We start from the raw sequence: 16604 nt of genomic DNA, 5'->3' as shown, positions 1-16604 counted from the left end.
CGGGTCCTCCCGGTCGTCTCGGTCGTCTCCCACAGCGGCGCGGGGGTGGGCGTCGGTCATTTGGCGACCCGGTAGAGGATCGGCTCCCACGCGTTGACGGGGAAGGTGAGGTCCGTGACGTCGCGGCGCGCGAGCAGGACCTGGGCGGAGTCGAAGAGCGGGATGCCGTAGCCCTGTTCGATGATGGTGGTCGCGGCCTCGTCGACCAGCCGGTGGCGTTCGTCGGGGTCGACGGTGGTGGCCTGCTCGGCGAGGAGCGCGTCGACGTCGGGGCGGGGTGCCTGGCCTCCCCAGGTGGTCAACTCGGTGGAGTAGAACGCGGCGATCCCGTCGGCGTCGCCCCGGCTCGCGCCCTGGTAGACGGCCAGCTGCCAGTCGTCCGAGGCGCGGATGTCGGCCTGTTCGGCCTCGGAGACCTGCCGGAGCTCCAGCGCGATGCCGATGTCGGCGAGCCGACTCTGGAGGTACTCCCAGCCGGAGGCGGCCGTGCCGATGTCGGTGCCGGCGAAGGTGAGGGTGATGTCGAGGCGCTGGCCCTCCTTGGCCCGGATGCCGTCCGCGCCCTCGGTCCAGCCGGCGTCCTCCAGCAGGGAGCGGCTCACCTCGGGGCGGTGGGCGAGCAGTTCGCCCCGGTCGGTGTAGAAGCGGTGCCCCCGCGAGACCACGTCGGTGGCCGGCTCGACGCCCTCGCCGTAGAAGGCGTCGACGAACTCCTCCCGGTCGATGCCGTGTTGCAGCGCCTGTCGGACGGCCGGATCGGCGAGGACGGGGTCGGCGGTGTTGACGACGAGGGTGTTGACCACGCTGCGGTCGGGCGCCAGGACCGTCTCGACATCGTCCTGGCCCTCGGCCTGGGCCAGTCCGGTCTCGGTGATCGAGTAGGCCAGGTCGTAGTCGCCCGAGACGACGCCGGCGGCGCGGAGGCTCTCCTCCGGCACGATCTGGATGGTCACCCGTTCCAGCGCGGCCTCCCCGGTGCGCCCGAACGCGGCGGGCGCCCAGTCGTAGCCGTCGCGCCGCACATAGCTCACCCGTTCGTCCTGCACCGCCTCGTCCAGGACGAAGGGTCCGGAGCCGATGGTGCCGTCGACGCACCGCTCTTCCGGGGTGCCGGCGAGCGACTCCGGGGCGAGGATGCCGAACTGGCCCTCGGTGTTGGCCTGGAGGAAGCCCGCGTTGGGCTCGGTGAAGGTGACCCGCACGGTGCGCTCGTCGACCGGCTCGGCGCGGTCGTAGCCGCGCAGATAGGCGCCGGCGGTCGGGGAGGCGCCCTGTTCGGCGAGGGCCCACAGCGAGGCGAAGTTGTCGGCGACGACCTGGGCGGTGAGCTCCTCCCCGTTGCTGAAGGTGACGCCCTGTCTGAGGGTGAACTCGTAGGTCCTTCCCTCGTCCAGGGTCTCCCAGGACTCGGCCAGATACGGCTCCAGCTCGCCCGTTTCGGGGTTCTCGCTGAGCAGGGTGTCCAGCACCTGCCGGCCGAAGAGCGCGAACGGGTTGGACTGGGCGTAGTCGAAGCAGGTCGGGTACCAGCCGTACGCGACGCGCAGGTGGGTGGGTTCACCGCTGGCGGAGGCGGCGCCGCCGCAGCCGGTGAGCAGGAGCGCGGCGGCGGTGGCGGAGGCGGCGAGCGGGCCCGTCAGGGAGGCGCGGGTCATGAGGGCGAAGTCCTGTTCTGGGATGGGTTGTCGGGGTGCGGGCGGGGCAGCGCGGCCAGCAGGGCGCGGGTGTGGGGGCTGGCGGGCGTGGTGAACAGGGCCTCGGTCGGGCCGCGTTCCTCGATCCGGCCCCGGTGCATGACCAGGACCTCGTCGGCGACGGCGCGCACCACGCCGAGGTCGTGGGAGACCAGCAGGTAGGCGACGCCGAGCCGTTGCTGAAGGTCGCGGAGCAGGGTGAGCAGCGCGAACTGGACCGCCTGGTCGAGCGCCGAGACCGGCTCGTCGAGCACCACGACCTCGGGTTCCAGGGCGAGCGCGCGGGCGATCGCCACGCGTTGCAGCTGCCCACCGGAGAGCTGGCCGGGGCGGCGAGCGGCGAACTCGGCTGGCAGGTCGACCTGTTGGAGGAGCTCGCGGACGCGTGCGGCCCTGGATCCGGCGGAGCCGATGTGCTGGGCCTCCAGTGGTTCGGCGACGATCCGGGAGACGGGGAGCGAGGGGTTCAGGCTGCGCGCCGGGTTCTGGTAGACCAGTTGCACCCGGCGGGCCCGCGCGCCCCGCCCCGTGGCCACCGGCCGGCCGTCCAGCAGGACGGTTCCCGTGTCGGGCCGTTCCAGCCCGGTGAGGAGGCGCAGCAGGGTGGACTTGCCGGCGCCCGACTCGCCGACGACGGCGAGCGTCTGGCCCCGGTGGAGGGAGAGTTCGACGTCCCGCACGGCGTCGATCCGCGTTCCGCCCCGGCCGGCGCGGAACGCCTTGGTCAGTCCTCGTGCGGCCAGCACCACCCGGGGAGGGTCCTGGGGACGGAACGTGGGCCGGGGCGGCAACCTGCTGGGCAGCGAGGTCAGCAGCCGTTGCGTGTAGGGGTCCCGGGGGTCGCCGAGGACAGCGGCGGTCGGGCCCGATTCGACGACCCGTCCGGCGTGCATCACCAGCAGGTGGTCGGCCCGCTCCCCCGCCACGGCGATGTCGTGGGTGACCAGCAGCAGCGCGAGGCCGCGCTCGACCCGCACCTGGTCGAAGAGGTCCAGCACCCGCCGCTGGACGGTGGCGTCCAGGTTGGAGGTGGGTTCGTCGGCCAGCAGCAGGCGCGGCTCGGCGATCAGGGCCAGCGCGATCAGCACCCGCTGGCGCTGCCCGCCGGACAGCTCGTGCGGGTACTGGCGCAGCCGCGCGGAGGCCCGGTCGACCCCGACGGCACGCAGCGCGGCGACGGTGCGCCGGCGGCTCTCGGCCCGGTCGGTGACGCCGAGGAAGTGCCGGTGCAGTTCGGCGAAGTGCTTCTCGACGCGGAGCAGCGGGTCGAGCGCGCGCACCGGGTCCTGGGGGACGAGCCCGACGGAACGGCCGCGCAGCGCCCCGGGGTCCTCGACGCGGCGCGGCACGCCGGCGTCGTCGAGCACCTCCAGGCGGCGGAAGCCGACCCGGGCGGTGCGCGGGACGAGGCCCAACAGCGCGTGCAGCAGGCTGGACTTGCCGGATCCGGAGGCGCCGACGACGGCGACGGTCCGCCCCGCCGGCACCGTGAGCGAGAGGTCGTCGACCGCGAGCAGCTCGCCACGCCCGGTGCGGTCCTGGTAGCCGACCCGCAGCCCTTCGAGCCGCAGCGCCGGTGCCCGCTCCGTCACCTCGACTACGGCGGTCACACCTGCCCCGCTTCCGTGGCGCCGAGGGCGCGCCCCACCCGGTGCAGCGCCAACACCGCGCAGGCGAGCACCGCGCCTGGCAGGGTGGTCAGCCACCAGGAGGTGGCGAAGTGGTCGCGCCCGCCGGCGATCAGGTTGCCCCACTCCGGGTCCGGCGGCTGTGCCCCGTACCCCAGGAAGCTGAGCGCGGAGACCGACAGCACCATCGTCGCCAGCTCCAGCGCGGCCAGCGCGGTGATCGGGCCGCGCGCGTGCGGCAGCACATGCCGCAGCAGGACGCGGTGGCGCGCCAGCCCGAAGCCGCCGGCCGCCTCGACGAAGGTCCGCGAGCTGACCCGCAGCACCTCGGCGCGGGTGACCCGGGCCAGCGCCGGCACCGAGGCGATGCCCACGGCGGCGGCCAGGTTGACCGGACCGGTGCCGAGGCCCGAGACGACCAGCAGCGAGATCAGCAGCGACGGCAGAGCCAACAGCACGTCCACGCCGGCCATCAGCACCCGGTCGACGAGGCCGCCGAGGAACCCGGCGGCCAGGCCGATGGCCAGGCTGAGGCCGAAGGCGAGGGCCAACGCGAGGAGCGCGGTGGCCAGGCTGGCCCGGGCGCCGTGCACGACGCGGCTGAGCAGGTCGCGGCCCAGTTCGTCGGTGCCGAAGAGGTGTTCGGCCGACGGCGGGGTCAGCCGTTCGGCGATGTTCTCGCCGAACGGGTCGGCGGGCGCGACGAGCCCCGGCAGCAGCGCGGCGGCGCCGACCAGGGCGAGCACCGCCAGCGCCAGCCACGGCACACCGGTGCGCCGCAGCGACCGGCGCGGCCGGTCGGTGTCGATGGTGGTCATGCCGGCACTCCCCCGTCGGTTCGGCGCAGCCTCGGGTCGAGGAGCGGGTACAGCAGGTCGACCACGAGGTTGACGGCGGCGAAGACGAGCGCCGCCAGCACCGCGATGGCCAGGGTCACGGGCGCGTCCCGCGCCTCCACCGAGGAGGCCAGCAGCCGGCCGAGACCGGCGCGGGCGAACACGGTCTCCGTGATCACGGTGCCCACCAGCAGCCCGCCGACGGTCAGGCCGGTCAGGGTGACGAAGGGGAGCAGCGCGTTGCGCACCACATGGCCCAGGTACACCCGCCGCCAGGACAGCCCACGGGCGCGCAACAACGCGACGAACGGCGCCCGTTGGACGTCGTCCAGGCTTCGTACCAGGACGGCGGTCAGCGAGGCGGTCACCGGCAGGGCGAGCGCCACGGCCGGCAGCGTCAGCCCGGCGAGGCCGCTCGATCCGGCGGGCGGCGCCCAGCCGAGGGTGAAGGAGAACAGCTGGAGGAGGAGCAGCCCCGGCCAGAACGCGGGGATCGCGGCGATCAGCGCCGGCACGTTCACCAGCACCCGGTGCGCCGCGCCGTCCGCGCGCCAGGAGGTCACCAGCGCCAGCGCGAGCGAGAACGGCACCGCGACGGCGAGCCCGGCGGCGGCCAGGCTCAGGGTGTTCGGGGCCACGGCGGCGAGCAGTTCGGGGACCGGACGTCCCGACTGGAAGGAGGTGCCGAGATCGCCGGTGAGCAGCTGGCCGAGGGTCCTGAAGTAGCGGAACACCAGCGGGTCGTCCAGCCCGTAGCGGGTGCGCAGCGCCTCGATCTGCTCGGGGGTGCCGCCGCCGGCCCCGGCCGAGCGGCGTTCGAGCATCAGCGCGACGGGGTCGCTCGGCAGCGCGTAGAGCAGGAAGAACGACAGCGTGTACACCGCGATCACGACGACGCCGAAGTAGCCGCAGCGCCGCAGCACATAGACGGCGAGCCGCTGGCCGGCCGCCGGCCGTCCCGGTGCGCGCGGGCGCCGCAGGTCAGGGGTGGACAACGGGGTGCTCCCGGAGAGGGTGTCGGGTTCCGGCGCGCGCACGGGCGGCGTTCCGGGAGGTGGAGTGGTGTGGGGTGGCGCCGGTCGAGGGCTTGTCGCGGGTCCTGCTCAGGCTCGACAACAGCGGCGCGCGAGCGTGCGACCGCGCGCCTCGGGGCGCGGCATCGCGGGGTGGTTCGGCTCGATCACGGGCCTCATCCTGGGCACGCGCCCCGGGCGTTCGCAAGGAATCCCGAGCCGTGTCCCACTGGGTGAGACGATCTCAACAGGGCGTTGACCTGGCGACATACCCGTTCACACAAGGGCGTTGGGCCGGCCGGCGATCGGGCCGGACGCGTTCAGCCCGCCAGCGGGACGAGCGTTCCGCCGTCGCCGGTCGCGGAGCGGCGGAACTCCTCGTCGAGGAGCCGGGCGAGCGTGGTCAGCGGGGCGTTGGCGCGGTCGGTGCGCCAGATCAGGCCCAGTTGGGACGGCTCGTCGAGCCCGTCGACCGGGAGGTAGCGCACATCGCCCCGGGTGGCGCGCTCGGCCAGCGGGCGGCAGACCAGCATGGCGTGCTCGCCGGCGGCGACCAGCGCGAGGCCCTCCTGGACGGTGCTGATCCCGGTGGAGGAGCGGATCGGGGCCCCGGCGGGGGTGGTGCGCGCCACCCGGGCGACCCGCCAGTAGTCGGGGGCGTCGCCGATCGGATGGAGCAGATCCAGGCCGGCGAGCTCCTCGACCGGGACCCGGCGGAGCGCGACCAGCGGGTGCCAGGCGGCGACGGCCAACAGCCGGTCCTGCGGCGGGAAGCGGAAGCCGATGGTCAACGCGGCCTCCCGCACCGGGAGTTCGACCACGGCGGCGTCGAGCCGGCCGTCGAGCACGGCGGAGAACGGCGAGCCGAGCGGGATCTCGCTGAGCGCCATGGCCACGTCGTGGTGGTTCCTGAGCTGCCGGAACGCCTCGGTGACCTCCTCGTAGACGCTGCCGTGGAACCCGATGCGCAGCTGGCCGAGGGCACCCCGCCTGGCCCGTTCCCTGGCGCGGGTGAAGACGGCGGTCATCGTCTCGTACGCCGGGCGCACCTCGGCGACGAACTGGGCGCCGAACGGGGTGAGCGCCACCCGGCGACTGGTGCGGTCGACCAGGCGCACCCCGACGCGGCGCTCCAGGGCGGCCACCAGCTGGCTGACCCGGCTCTGCGAACATCCGATCCTGGCGGCCGTCCGGCCGAAGTGCAGCTCCTCGGCGAGCGCGAGCAGGCACTCGACCTCCTGGACGTGCACCTGGTTCATCGCGTCCCCCTCCGAGCCGGCCCATCGATCAGCGTAGTTGATCGATGGGCCGGCAGATGAAGAATCTCTCATCGGGCTCTCATGACAAGGAGGGCGTTCGCCCCGCAGCCTGGTGGGCATGGCCTTCTCGCACCGTGTGGCGACGCTCGTCGCCCTGGTCCTCGTCCCCGTGAGCGTCGCGGGGATGAGCCATGTGCTCGGCGAGGACCCGCCGGCCCCCGTCGTCGCCCCCGACGTCGAACTGGCGCCCTCCTCCGGCCCCACGGCCCCACGGGACACGGGCCAGGCGCCCGCCCCCGACGAGGAGGTGGCCCCCCGGCCCCGACCCACTGAGACACCGCTCCATGACGACGACCGGCGACAGCCCGACCACGGGGACGACCGACACGACGACGACGGAAACGGGGACGACTGGAACGACGACGGGGACGACTGGGACGACGACTGATCGCTCGCCGCTGCGCCGACTGCGGGTCAGCGCCCGCCTCCATATCCTGCTCTGGGTGGCGCTGCTGATGGCGATCTCGCTGGTCACCGTGGTGGTGCTGGTCCGCTCGGTGCTGTGGCGGGACATGGACGAGCGGGTGAACCAGCTCCTCGGCCAGGAGACGTCCGAGTTCCACAACTTCGTCGAGGTGGGCCGCGATCCGCGGACCGGCGAACCGTTCGACGATCCCCGGCGGCTGCTCACCGACTATCTGGAACGGCAGTTCCCCGAGCCGGCCGAGGAGCTCCTCGGCTTCGTCCCCGACTCCCCCGGCGGCCGGCTGATCCGACAGCCGCGCGAGATCCGCGCGGACCTGCCGCTGCACGAGGACCAGGACGCGGTGGAACGCGTGCTCGGCGCGGCGGAGCGCTCCGGCACGCTGGAGCGGCCGGCGGGCGAGGTCCGCTGGGTCAAGGTCCACATCACCACCGGCGGGAGCGACGAACCGGCCGTCCTGGTCGTCGCCTTCCACCCCCAGGAGGCCATGGCCTCGGTGCGGGACGTGGTCCGGGTGCTGATGCTGGTCGCCGTACTGGCGCTGCTGATGACCTGTGTGGTCGGCTGGTGGGTGGCCGGCGGCATCCTCAAGCCGATCCGGCTGGTGCGGAACACCGCGCACCAGCTCACCGAGCAGGACCTGAGCCGGCGCATCCCGGTGCGCGGCTCGGACGACGTCTCCGCGCTGGCGCGGACCTTCAACGCGATGTTGGACCGGCTGGAACGCGCCTTCGCCACCCAACGGCGCTTCGTCGACGACGCCGGACACGAGCTGCGCACCCCCATCACCATCGTGCGCGGGCATCTGGAGCTGATGAGCGAGGGCGCCGACCCGGCGAGCGTCGCCGAACGCCGGGAGACGCTGCGGCTGGTCAGCGACGAGCTGGACCGGATGAGCCGGATCGTGGAGGATCTGCTGCTGCTGGCCAAGGCCGAGCAGCCGGACTTCGTGCGGCCCGAGCCGGTGCAGCTCGCCGAGTTGACGGCCGATGTCTTCGTGAAGGCCAGGACGTTGGGCGAGCGGCGCTGGGAGTTGGCCGAGGTGGCCGACGGGGAGTGGGATGTGGACCCGCAGCGGATCACCCAGGCCATGGTGCAGCTGGCGCAGAACGCGGTGGGGCACACCGGGGTCGGGGACACCATCAGGATCGGCTCCCGGCCGCTGCCCGGCCGCGTCGAGTTCTACGTCGCCGACTCGGGCCCGGGCGTGCCCGACGCGGACGCGCCGTTCGTCTTCGAACGGTTCTGGCGCGGGCCTGACCGACGCGGGGGCGGCGCCGGGCTCGGCCTCTCCATCGTGCGGGCCATCGCCGAGGGCCACCACGGCCGGGCCGAACTGCGCCCCACCCCCGGCGGGGGCGCCACCTTCCTACTGACTCTGGAGACGTCGTGAACCGCGTGCTGATCGCCGAGGACGAGGAGCGCATCGCCTCCTTCGTCCGCAAGGGGCTGACGGCCAACGGCTTCGTCACCACCGTCGCGACCGACGGCGACACCGCGCTCGACCACGTGCTGACCGGCTCGTTCGACCTGCTGCTGCTCGACATCGGGCTGCCGGGCAGGGACGGGTTCACCGTGCTGCGCGCCATGCGGGAGGCCAGGGTCACCGTGCCGGTGATCGTGCTGACCGCCCGCGACTCGGTGCGGGACACCGTCGCGGGGCTTGAGGGCGGCGCCGACGACTGGATGACCAAGCCGTTCCGCTTCGAGGAGCTGCTGGCCCGGGTCCGCCTGCGGCTGCGCACGGCGGCGCGCGCCCCCGAGGTGACGGTGCTGCGCAGCGGCGACCTCAGCCTCGACCTGCGCACCCGCAGGGCCCGCGCCGGCGAGACGCTGGTGGACCTGACGGCCCGGGAGTTCACCCTGCTGGAGCTCTTCCTCCGCCACCCGGGGCAGGTACTCTCCCGCGAGCAGATCCTCTCCCATGTGTGGGGCTACGACTTCGATCCGGGCTCCAACATCGTGGACGTCTATGTCCGCGCGCTGCGCCGGAAGTTGGGCAACGGCTGCGTGGAGACGCTGCGCGGGATGGGCTACCGCGTGCCGGGCTGAGCCGCCGGGGGCACGCGGACACCGGTCGATGAACTCTCTCTCATCCTGGGTTCATCGACCGCTCAGCGGCCGTTTACAGACTGGTCGGGTGCTGTTCATCAACGCCCGTCAGTCCGTGGCCCTCTGTGTGGCCCTGAGCCTCAGCGGCCTGCTGCTGATCCCGGTGAACTTCCCCGGGCTCGGCGGGCAGGGCCGGATCACGCTGGTCGTCTTCACGTTGGCGACCTGCGCCTGGATCGCCACCTCGCTCGACGACACGGGGATCGCCCTCGGCGCCGGCCTGGTGCTGGTGCTCACCGGGGTGACCAGCGCCGAGGCGTTCTTCGGCACCCTAGGTGACCCCACCATCTGGCTGTTGATCTGCGCCTTCGTGCTGGCGGCCACGGTGGCGGCGAGCGGCCTGGCCGGGCGGTGCGCCGCCTTCCTGGTGGGCGGCGCCCGCACCGTGCGGCAGTTGGCGCATCTGACCACGGCCGCGCTGGTGGTCTCGGCCTTCGCCGTGCCCGCCACCTCGGGGCGCGCGGCGCTGGCCTTGCCCGTCTTCCTCGCGCTGGCCCGGACGTTGGCCGACCGCCGCCGGGTGGTGGTCGCGCTGGCGCTGCTCTTCCCCACGGTGATCCTGCTCTCCGCCGTCGCCACGCTGATCGGCGCCGGCGCCCATCTGATCACGGTCTCGGTGCTCTGGGAGACCACGGGGGAACGCGTCGGCTTCCACCAGTGGCTGCTGCTGGGGCTGCCACTGGCCGTGGTCTCGTCCCATCTGGCCGCCGAGGTGGTGCTGTGGCTGACCACCCGGCGGGCCGACCGGCGCGCCCCCGTCCGGATCACGCCCGAGGAGATCGAGCGGCACGGCGACCGGCCGGTGACCGGGCCGCTGACGGCGGTCGAGAAGCGGTGCGCCGCGCTGCTCGGCGCGGTGGTGCTCCTGTGGTCGGCCGAACCGCTGCACGGCCTGTCGCCGGCGGTGGTCGCGCTGCTCGGCGCGCTGCTGGCGACCGCGCCCCGGGTGGGAACGGTGACGCTGCGGGCCGCGCTGGCCACGGTGCCGTGGTCGCTGCTGCTGTTCATGGCGGCGACCATGGCGATGGGCGTGGCGCTGCTGAACTCGGGCGCCGCCCACTGGCTGATCGGGGCCCTCCCCGGGGGCGGCGTCCCGCCGTGGGCGTTCCTCGCGGTGGTCGTCGCGGTGAGCACCGCCGCCCATCTGGTGCTCCAGTCCCGCTCGGCGCGCTCCAGCGTGCTGGTGCCGCTGGTGGTGGCCGCGGCGCTGGGCGCCGGCGTCGACCCGGTGTCGGCGGCGCTCGCCTCGACGGCCGCCGCCGGGTTCTGCCACACGCTGCCCGCCTCGGCCAAGCCGGTGGCCCTCTTCTCCGATGTGCCCGGCGTACCGACCTACACCCCGACCGATCTGCTGCGGCTGTCCGCCGTGCTGGCGCCGCTCACGGCCGCCCTCGTCCTGCTGTTCGCCCTGGCCGTCTGGCCGCTGTTCGGCGTCGCTCCCCAAGGAGAGAACCCATGATGTCCCCCTACCGCATCGTCGTCGCGCCCAGCGGCTTCAAGGAGTCGCTCTCCGCCTCCGCCGCCGCAGGGGCGATCGCCGCGGGGCTGCGGCGCGCCGCGCCGAACGCCACGATCGACCGGCTGCCGCTGGTGGACGGCGGCGAGGGCACCGCCGCCGCCCTGGCGGAGGCCACCGGCGGCCGGCTGGTGCCGCGCACCGCGACCGGCCCGGTGGGCCGACCCGTCCGCGCCCACCTCGCGTTGCTCGGTGACACCGCCGTGGTGGAGATGGCAGCGGTGGCCGGCCTCTCCCTGGTGCCCCCGGCGCTGCGGGATCCGGGCGCGACCACCACCCGGGGCGTGGGGGAGCTGATCCGCGCCGCGCTGGACCTCGGGGTCCGCCGTGTCCTCGTCGGCTGCGGCGACTCGGGCACCTCGGACGGCGGCGCCGGCGCGCTCCAGGCGCTCGGCGTCCGTCTCACCGACGCGGCCGGCCGCGAACTGCCGCCCGGCGGCGCCGCGTTGACCCGGCTGCACCGGATCGACCCGGGCCGGCTCGACCCCCGGCTCGCCGGCACCGAACTGGTGGTGGCCTGCAACCCCTACAACGTGCTCTGCGGACCGCGCGGCGTCGCGCGGGTGTTCGGACCGCAGAAGGGCGCCGACCCGGCGGGCGTCGAGGAGCTGTCGACCGCCCTGGAACGGTGGGCCACGGTGCTGGCCCGGGACGTCGCCCCGGCCGGGCTCGACCTGCGGTCGGGTCCCGGCACGGGTGCCTCCGGCGGTCTCGGCGCCGGCCTGGCCGCGCTCGGCGCGCGGCTGCTGCCCCGGTTCGACGTGCTGCTCGACCATGTCGACCTGGACGGTCGGCTGGCCGGCGCCGACCTGGTGGTCACCGCCGAGGGCGCGCTCGACCGGGAGTCCGCGCGCGGCAAGATCCCCGGCGAGGTGGCGCGCCGTGCCAAGGCCCTCGGGGTGCCCGTGCTGGTCCTGGCGGGCACCATCGGCGAGGGCGCGCACGAGGCGACCCTGATCGGGGTCGACGCCTGGAGCGGCATCCTCCCGGCCCCCGTCGCCCTCTCCGAAGCGCTCGCCCGAGGCGAGGAGTTCCTCGCCGACGCGGCCGAACGCGCCCTCCGCATGGTCCTCCTCGGCAGCCGCGTCGCCTCGGCGCGCCGGGGCACCACCACGGCGGGGGGTGAGCGCCTCGAAGGGGTGACGCGGTGACGCCGCGCGCAGTCCGCGGGGCGGACGGCGCGGCGGCGGCTGGGCCTGGGCCGGGCGCGGCGACTCGTCAGGGGTCAGGTCAGGGCCAGGGTGGACAGCGCGAGAAGCAGGACGGTGCCGCCGCCGACGGAGAGGAGGGGGAGGCGATCCTGGAGCCGGAGGTCCCACTCCTCGCCGGTGCCGGAGGCGAGCCGCAGCGCCGGGGTGACGGCGCGGCCCAGCGCGAAGCCGAGGCCGGCCAGCAGGGCGACCTTCGGGTCGTTGGCGCAGAGCACGGCGAACGCGACGACATACGGCAGGCTCGCGGAGACATAGGTCCGCACGCCGGTGCCCAGCTCGAAGCCGAACTGGAGGGCGCCGCGCACCAGATCGCGCTGGAGGACGTCCTGCGGCACCTGCCGCGCGTTCTGCGGCAGCCGGACCCGGATCCAACCCGCGTCCCTGGCCACGCCGAGCAGCGCGACGCCGACGGCCGCCCAGGTCCGCCCGTCCTCGGGGACGGGGGTGGCCAGGCCGGAGGCCAGCCAGAGCACGCCGGCGGAGAGCAGGCCGCCGAGCAGCAGCCCCGCCGTGAAGACCCCCAGCACGGTGGTCTGTCGATGTACCGCCCGCCAACCTGGCGAGGCAAGCGCATGCGCGCTGTTCCGCGTTCAAACGGATCCGGAGAGCGAGTAGCCGGCGAGTCCGCCGATCACCGCCCAGGTCAGCAGCGGGGCGTAGAAGGAGGCGGCGACGGTGGCGCAGACCAGCGCGAACACCGGCACCGCCGGGTCCGTCAGCCGGCCGCGCCAACCGGGGCGGGCCGCGCCCGCCTGGACATCGCCCACCTCGGGCCTCTCCTCTGGGTCTTCGTCGATCGGCGAGCGGCTCCCCCGGCCTGGCGGCTGGGAGGCGCCCTACGCGTTGCCGGTGAGCGCGCGCCAGGTCTGTTGGCCGACGATGGCGTCCACGGTGAGGCCGCTGGCGCGTTGGAACGCGCGTACCGCCTCGGCGGTCAGCGCCCCGAAGGCGCCGTCGACCTCGATCGGATGGCCGTGTTTGACGACCTGCCGCTGGGCCGCCTTGACCGCCTCCCCCGAGTCGCCCTGACGGACCGTCACGACGAGCCAGGGCCAGGTGGTGGAGTCGACGATCCCGGTGGGTTCGAGGGCCGCCGACCCCTGGTACTCGCGGACCGCGGCCTCCGTCGCCGGGCCGAAGATGCCGTCCGGGTCGGCGGCGAACCCGTGCTCGGTGACGAGGTGTTGGACGGTGTGCACATCCGGGCCACGGGAGCCGTTGCGCACGGTGGGCCAGGTGACGGCGCCCTCGCAGCCGCAGTCGGTCGTCCAGCGGCAGATGGACCGCACCCAGCCGGAGCCGGAGTTGAAGTACCCGTCGTGGCAGCGGCGTTCGATGCCGCAGCCGCAGGCGCCGCAGGCGCTGCTGAACCGCCACAGCCAGCCGTCGTAGGTGCCCGAGTAGCACTGGTTGGGGCGCAGGGTCCAGGTGACGCCGTCGTTCTTGTGGAAGCCCTCGTACTCGCCGCTGGTCTCGCAGGAGGCCACATGCACGATGCTGGGGCCGCAGCCGGGGGAACAGTCGTGTTCGGAGGCGTAGGACGGGCAGTCGCCGGTCCAGATGTCGTAGCCGTCGGCGTAGGCCTCGCGGGCGGCGGAGAAGACGCCGAGCGCGGCGAAGCCGACGACGGTGGCGCCCTGGACGACGGTGCGGCGGCTGGGCGCGAACCGGGGCAGTCCGCGCGTCCCCCGGCGCTGGGCCGGCCGGGTGTCGCCGTCGACGCGGCGGAGTTGGGGGACCTGGTCGAGGCTGGTCATCAGGCGCTCCTCGGCTGGCTGGGGCGGGGATGCGGTTCGGGGAGCAGTTCGCTCAACGCGGCGGCGGAGCCGAGCGGTTCGGAGCGCACCACCCGTCCGCCGGCGCCGACGAGGACGGCGAACGGGGTGGCGATCGCGTCATAGGCGGTGAAGAGGTCGGGCCGGTGGTCGGTGACGGGCACCGCGCCGCCGGTGTGGGCCGGCGCGGCCCCGGCGTAGACCGCGCGCAGCCGGAGGCTGTCGGCCGCCGGGCCGCCGGCGAACCGGTCGGCCTCGGCCAACACCTCGCCGCAGGTGCGGCATTCGGCGCTGAGGAAGAGCAGCAGCGTGTCATGGCCCTCGGCGAGCAGATCGTCGGCGTGCGGGGCCGGGCTGCCCGGGGTGACGCCGAGGTGGCCGGTCGAGCGCGCCACCCCGCCCTTGGAGAGCTGGTGGACCTGCCGCACCAGCCCCGACACCACGAGGGCGAGCAGGGCGATGGCGATCCAGGAGACGAGGAGGGCGCTGGTCACGAAGTCCACGCGGGGTGGCCCCCTTTCGATAGGTCCGAGCGGTCCGATGAGGCGGAGGGGGCCGCAGGGCCCGCCATGGCGGTCGGCAGCACCCAGAGCAGGGCGGCGAGCGTCAGTGCCGCGAGGGCCGCCGTGGCCGTCTCGGCCGCGCCGTCCGGCGGCCGGGCCGGGCCGGCGACCAGCGGGGCGGCGCCGAGCGCCAGCAGGGCGAACGTCCAGGCCCTGCCGACGATCCAGTCGCTCATCGGCACCTCGGCGCGGGAGCAGCCGCAGGGGCCGCCGCGCCCGGTGGCGAGGATGTGTCGCGCGTAGAGCGCGTAGCAGACGAAAAGGGCACCCGAGGCGGCCAGGGCCGTGGCGAGGCCGAGCCGGTGGCGGCCGAGCAGGGCGGCGGCGAGCCCGAGGCCGAGCAGGCCCTCGGCCAGGGTCACGGCGCGGGCGGCGAGCGGCACGGCGCGGGCCGGCAGCATCCGGTGGGCGCGCAACGCGTCGGGGAGGGCGGTCGGCCGGCTCAGATGGGCGGCGCAGCCGGCGACGAGGACCAGCAGGATCACCCCGGTGGCCACGGCCCCGATGAGGGTGCTCACCCGGGCCTCACTCCTCGACCCGGAGGTCGAGCCCGTCGACGAGCCCCGGCACCCGGTCGATCGCGGTGTCGGCCAGCGGCACGATGGTGGCCCACACGCGGTCGCCGTTGAGCACGAAGAACGGGCGGCCGTCGGAGAGGCTGTCCCGGAAGAGCTCGCCGGCGGCGACCGACGCGCCCTGCCAGGGCGGCAGTTGGGCGCCGTGCTCGCGGGTGCGGCGGCTCATCTCGACCAGGCCGAGCCCCGGGACCTCCTTGACCACCGTGGCGGGCCGCGCCCAGCGGGTGCCGGCCTCCTGGTCGGGTGTCAGGGTGACGCCGTCGGGGTGCTCGGCGAGGCCGAGGGTGCGCAGCAACAGCAGCACGTCGGTCAGCGCGGCCCGGTAGAGGCGGGTGACCAGGCTGTGCCTGCGCCCCTGCCAGACCACCAGGGTCGGGCTCTCCACCTGCTGGGCCTGCGGATCGAACTCGCTGGTGGTGACGGTCCGCAACGTGCCGCCCTGGAAGGCGAGTTCGGAGTCGAATGCGGTGATGCCGAGGGACCCGGCGACCGCGTCGGCGAGGCCGAGCGGCCCGGAGGTGAACTCGTGCAGGCGCCCTTCGGCGACCACCTCGACGACCGAGGTGGCCGGCCGGGTGAGGTCGAGGGCGCCTCCGAGGTGGTAGGCGACGCCGTCCAGCGCGCGGTGTTCGACGGTTGCGGATGGCGCCACGTCGTTCCTCCCGAGGGTGGTGAGCCCAGGCCAACTTAACGAACGTTCACCCTACCCGCTCGACGTGTCAGTGTACAGACAAGTTGCGCGGCGTCAGGCCCGCACCACCACCGGCGCCTCGCCCCGGGGCAGCACCTCGCCGATCACCGGATGTCCCGGCACCTCGCCGGCCAGCAGCAGCCCGCCCGAGGTCTGGGCGTCGGCGAGCAACAGCCGCTCGTTCTCGGGGGTGTCGCCGAAGTCGACGTGGGGCGCGACCCAGTCGAGGTTGCGGCGGGTGCCGCCGCTGACGAACCCGTCCGTCACGGCCGCGCGGGCGTCCGCCAGATAGGGCACCGCCGCCGCGTCGACGGCCAGGGTCACCCCGGAGGCGCGGGCCACCTTGTAGGCGTGCCCCAGCAGCCCGAAGCCCGTGACATCGGTGCCCGCCCGGACGCCCGCCTCGACGGCGGCCAGCGACGCGTCCCGGTTGAGCGCCGCCATCACCTCGACGGCCTCGGCGAAGACCGTGCCGGTCGCCTTGTGCCTGGCGTTCAACACCCCGCTGCCCAGCGGCTTGGTGAGGGTCAGCGCGCGCCCCGGCTCCGCCGCGTCCTGCCGCAGCATCCGGTCCGGGTGCACCATCCCGACCACCGACATCCCGTACTTGGGCTCGGGGTCGGTGACGCTGTGGCCGCCGGAGACCTGGCAGCCGGCGGCGTGGGCCACGTCCCGCCCGCCCCTGAGCACCTCGGCCGCCACCTCCATCGGCAGCGTCTCCCTGGGCCAGGCCAGCAGGTTGACGGCCGCCCACGGCGTGCCGCCCATCGCGTAGACGTCGGAGAGCGCGTTGGCCGCCGCGATCCGCCCCCAGTCGTAGGGGTCGTCGACCACGGGGGTGAAGAAGTCAGCCGTGGTGACGATGGCCCGCTCGGCGTCCAGGCGCACCACGGCCGCGTCGTCGCCGCCGCCGTCGAGACCCACAAGCAGCGGGGCGGCCGGGTTCACCGGCGGCTCGCCGGAACGGGCCAACGCGGCCACCAGATCGTCGAGTTCACCGGGAGGGATCTTGCAGGCGCAGCCGCCCCCACCGGCGAACTGGGTAAGTCGCAGCTCGGTCATCGACGGAACCTACCGCCAAAGCCATCTGTTGGTACAGGAGTTGCCTGAGTCTAGGATGGGTGACGGAGGCGGGCGGGCGCCTGGTGGCCCCCACGGTCTTCAACACCGATGCGGTCGGGTACCCCGGCCGGGTGGGTTCGATTCCCATGCGCCTCCGCCAGACCACCCCCTGAGAGCCACCG

Annotated in this window: 17 protein-coding genes and 1 tRNA gene; 6 read left to right on the top strand and 12 right to left on the bottom strand. The window is 74.4% G+C overall.

From position 1 onward, the window contains the following. Positions 1 to 56: 56 nt before the first annotated feature. The 5 genes from K4G22_RS29660 to K4G22_RS29640 all read right to left on the bottom strand — a co-directional run bounded on the left by K4G22_RS29660 (position 57) and on the right by K4G22_RS29640 (position 6430). On the bottom strand, positions 57 to 1655 hold the full coding sequence (locus K4G22_RS29660; RefSeq protein WP_228083547.1) for an ABC transporter substrate-binding protein: 1599 nt from the start codon (positions 1653 to 1655) through the stop codon (positions 57 to 59). After that, positions 1652 to 3304 carry an ABC transporter ATP-binding protein gene (locus K4G22_RS29655; protein ID WP_228083546.1) on the bottom strand — a complete coding sequence of 551 codons (1653 nt, stop codon included), beginning with the start codon at positions 3302 to 3304 and terminating at the stop codon, positions 1652 to 1654. The genes K4G22_RS29660 and K4G22_RS29655 overlap by 4 nt, the downstream gene beginning before the upstream one ends. Next, positions 3301 to 4140, bottom strand: coding sequence for an ABC transporter permease (locus K4G22_RS29650; protein ID WP_228083545.1), 840 nt, complete (start codon positions 4138 to 4140; stop codon positions 3301 to 3303). Before K4G22_RS29650 ends, K4G22_RS29655 begins: the two co-directional genes overlap by 4 nt. After that, complete coding sequence (locus tag K4G22_RS29645; protein ID WP_228083544.1) at positions 4137 to 5153, bottom strand: ABC transporter permease; 1017 nt, start codon at positions 5151 to 5153, stop codon at positions 4137 to 4139. The genes K4G22_RS29650 and K4G22_RS29645 overlap by 4 nt, the downstream gene beginning before the upstream one ends. Positions 5154 to 5491: 338 nt before the next feature. Then, the gene (locus tag K4G22_RS29640) at positions 5492 to 6430 is read right to left on the bottom strand and encodes a LysR family transcriptional regulator (RefSeq protein WP_228083543.1); all 939 of its coding nucleotides are present in this window, start codon (positions 6428 to 6430) and stop codon (positions 5492 to 5494) included. Between the two features lie 118 nt (positions 6431 to 6548). On the opposite strand from K4G22_RS29640, the gene K4G22_RS29635 reads away from it, so the two are divergent. The 5 genes from K4G22_RS29635 (at position 6549) to K4G22_RS29615 (ending at position 11693) form a co-directional block, all read left to right on the top strand. Beyond that, positions 6549 to 6878 carry a hypothetical protein gene (locus tag K4G22_RS29635; protein ID WP_228083542.1) on the top strand — a complete coding sequence of 110 codons (330 nt, stop codon included), beginning with the start codon at positions 6549 to 6551 and terminating at the stop codon, positions 6876 to 6878. A 67-nt stretch (positions 6879 to 6945) separates the two neighbouring features. Next, positions 6946 to 8307, top strand: a complete 1362-nt coding sequence (locus K4G22_RS29630) for a sensor histidine kinase (protein WP_228084269.1) — start codon at positions 6946 to 6948, stop codon at positions 8305 to 8307. Further along, the gene (locus tag K4G22_RS29625) at positions 8304 to 8966 is read left to right on the top strand and encodes a response regulator transcription factor (protein WP_228083541.1); all 663 of its coding nucleotides are present in this window, start codon (positions 8304 to 8306) and stop codon (positions 8964 to 8966) included. The genes K4G22_RS29630 and K4G22_RS29625 overlap by 4 nt, the downstream gene beginning before the upstream one ends. 91 nt (positions 8967 to 9057) lie before the next feature. After that, positions 9058 to 10485 (top strand): SLC13 family permease, encoded by a 1428-nt coding sequence (locus K4G22_RS29620; RefSeq protein WP_228084268.1) that lies wholly within the window; start codon positions 9058 to 9060, stop codon positions 10483 to 10485. After that, a complete protein-coding gene (locus K4G22_RS29615) occupies positions 10482 to 11693 on the top strand; it encodes a glycerate kinase family protein (protein ID WP_228083540.1) in 1212 nt (403 codons plus the stop codon). The genes K4G22_RS29620 and K4G22_RS29615 overlap by 4 nt, the downstream gene beginning before the upstream one ends. Before the next feature lie 74 nt (positions 11694 to 11767). Here K4G22_RS29615 and K4G22_RS29610 read toward each other — a convergent pair whose 3' ends face one another. From K4G22_RS29610 to selD, 7 genes are all read right to left on the bottom strand, one after another. Next, positions 11768 to 12280, bottom strand: coding sequence for a hypothetical protein (locus tag K4G22_RS29610; RefSeq protein ID WP_228083539.1), 513 nt, complete (start codon positions 12278 to 12280; stop codon positions 11768 to 11770). Between the two features lie 63 nt (positions 12281 to 12343). Continuing rightward, positions 12344 to 12520: a hypothetical protein gene (locus K4G22_RS29605; RefSeq protein ID WP_228083538.1), complete on the bottom strand. Its 177-nt coding sequence runs from the start codon at positions 12518 to 12520 to the stop codon at positions 12344 to 12346. 69 nt (positions 12521 to 12589) lie between these two features. Beyond that, entirely contained in the window at positions 12590 to 13510 is a 921-nt protein-coding gene (locus K4G22_RS29600; protein ID WP_228083537.1) for a peptidoglycan-binding domain-containing protein, read from the bottom strand. Next, positions 13510 to 14031, bottom strand: coding sequence for a hypothetical protein (locus K4G22_RS29595; RefSeq protein WP_228083536.1), 522 nt, complete (start codon positions 14029 to 14031; stop codon positions 13510 to 13512). The genes K4G22_RS29600 and K4G22_RS29595 overlap by 1 nt, the downstream gene beginning before the upstream one ends. Beyond that, positions 14019 to 14609: a MauE/DoxX family redox-associated membrane protein gene (locus K4G22_RS29590; protein WP_228083535.1), complete on the bottom strand. Its 591-nt coding sequence runs from the start codon at positions 14607 to 14609 to the stop codon at positions 14019 to 14021. Before K4G22_RS29590 ends, K4G22_RS29595 begins: the two co-directional genes overlap by 13 nt. Before the next feature lie 7 nt (positions 14610 to 14616). Beyond that, positions 14617 to 15321, bottom strand: a complete 705-nt coding sequence (locus tag K4G22_RS29585; RefSeq protein ID WP_228083534.1) for a hypothetical protein — start codon at positions 15319 to 15321, stop codon at positions 14617 to 14619. Positions 15322 to 15414: 93 nt separating this feature from the next. Next, the gene (gene selD, locus K4G22_RS29580) at positions 15415 to 16422 is read right to left on the bottom strand and encodes a selenide, water dikinase SelD (protein ID WP_228083533.1); all 1008 of its coding nucleotides are present in this window, start codon (positions 16420 to 16422) and stop codon (positions 15415 to 15417) included. 64 nt (positions 16423 to 16486) lie between these two features. Between selD and K4G22_RS29575 the strand changes: the two genes are divergently transcribed. Further along, positions 16487 to 16582: transfer RNA gene (locus tag K4G22_RS29575), tRNA-Sec, on the top strand. Positions 16583 to 16604: the final 22 nt, after the last annotated feature.

The organism is Streptomyces profundus, assembly GCF_020740535.1.
Classification (GTDB): domain Bacteria; phylum Actinomycetota; class Actinomycetes; order Streptomycetales; family Streptomycetaceae; genus Streptomyces; species Streptomyces profundus.
The sequence above is the reverse complement of the archived record's forward strand: the minus strand, read 5'-3'. Positions and strand labels throughout refer to the sequence as shown.